We start from the raw sequence: 1,699 nt of genomic DNA on the forward strand, positions 1-1,699 counted from the left end.
GTAAGCTAAGTTAGGAAAATATTGTATAACAAGGCGTTTAAGACAGATTCGCAACGCTCGGCATTTTTGGTTTGCTTTGATTTTGGTGTTTACAGCACAATAGTTTAGGTTCAGTGGTCTGCGTTGCTCACTACTTAACGCGGCGTTAGCTTTTACCAATGTATATAAGTTGAGATGTTTACAGATGTACATATACAAATATCAAAGTGTTAGTCCTCTATCTTTAATGATGCTAAAACGTGGTGAAGTCTATTTTGCCTCTGCAAGAGAGTTAAATGATAGGCATGAGTGTAGAGCTAGATATCTATTTAATGCTCCAAAAGAAGTTTGGACGCGATTTGTCGATTATGTGTTGTGTAAAGTCTGCTCTAAATACCCTCTTTATCAATCTCCTCAAGATGCATACAAGCTGATTGAATTAGCTGAACCTATTTTTGAAGCTGGTTATAACCAAATAAAGAAAAGAAACCTGACTGTATACGATACCGTTAATCTCTTTAATTATGGTTTTGAAGCTGTTCTAGGTGAAAAATTCAGCCCAGAAGAAAAGAAGAAGATTAGTCAATATACTGAAAGTTACTTGTTAGGGTTAAGTGAGAGCGAACTTGTGGAAAATAAGCACATTTGTTCTTTCTCCAAAAATGCGATAAACCCTACAATGTGGGGGCATTATGGGGCTGCTGAAACTGGCTTTGTCGTTATATATGAAAGTTCTGATGGTTTTGTTGACGTTGAGTCGACATTGCCCAACTTATCTGGTTATAGAGAAAAAGAAGAAGGGTGGCATGAGATAGGTAGGTATAATAATGAAAGCTTGATGTTAAAAGACGTTATTTACTCTAGGCAACCTTGCAAAGTTAACGCTTTTGAAAGACTTATACATAAATTTCGTTTCAGCGAAAGAGAAGCTCATTACGATGTGCCTGAAAGCTTTCTGGGTATGATTGACCAAATGGAAGTAAATAAAGTTGGGTTAGTTAAGTTTACTGATTGGAAGTATGAGCAAGAGGTTCGCTTATTATTCCCTACCTATGAAGAGCTACCTTCAGAACATCGTTGCTTGAAAATAAATAGTCGCCATATAAAAGGAGTTATCTTTGGTCCTAAGACTTCAGATAGTTCAAAAGAAAGAGTTTTGATGGCTTGCGCTCATTTATTAGCCCTAGCAAAAGATAAGCCAAGCTTAGCGGTTTTTCAGGCATTAGACTCGCACGATAGCTACTCTTGTCAAGTAGCTCCTGTGGGCATCGTAGCTAAGTTTTTTTCATCAAAATACCTACCTCTCACAGAATACGAACGTTTAAATCCGGATCAAAAAGAGTATTTGGGTAAGTTGGGCAAAAGTATTGTAGAACAAAGCTAACAAACTGTTTAAGAGTGATTCGCAACGCGTGGCATTTTTACTATGCGTTGCGTTTAGTGTTTAAGGTGGTATGCGGGAGCTTTGGTATTGCGTTGCTCACATATATGGTCTCCCCCTGTTTTGCAAGTCAGCAGTGTGATTAAAAGTGCAGGTTAACTACCATATATACGGCCTGTTTTGTGGCTATTGCCTTGGCCAAGATGAGGCAGTCGAACACGAAGTCCTAATCACCTTATCGACTTTAAAAGCCAGCGTGAGCACAAGGTTTTCAACGTGTAGGATTTATCCTGTTATTCATCTCACTACGTACTTTGCAAAGGGTTGGTGGTGCATGGT

General features: G+C 38.5%; 1 protein-coding gene. It reads left to right on the forward strand.

From position 1 onward, the window contains the following. The first annotated feature begins 184 nt into the window (after positions 1–184). Positions 185–1,363: a DUF2971 domain-containing protein gene (locus tag ELS82_RS24710; RefSeq protein WP_134837738.1), complete on the forward strand. Its 1,179-nt coding sequence runs from the start codon at positions 185–187 to the stop codon at positions 1,361–1,363. The last annotated feature ends 336 nt before the right edge of the window (positions 1,364–1,699 follow it).

Source organism: Vibrio ouci, from assembly GCF_004551525.1.
Lineage (GTDB): Bacteria > Pseudomonadota > Gammaproteobacteria > Enterobacterales > Vibrionaceae > Vibrio > Vibrio ouci.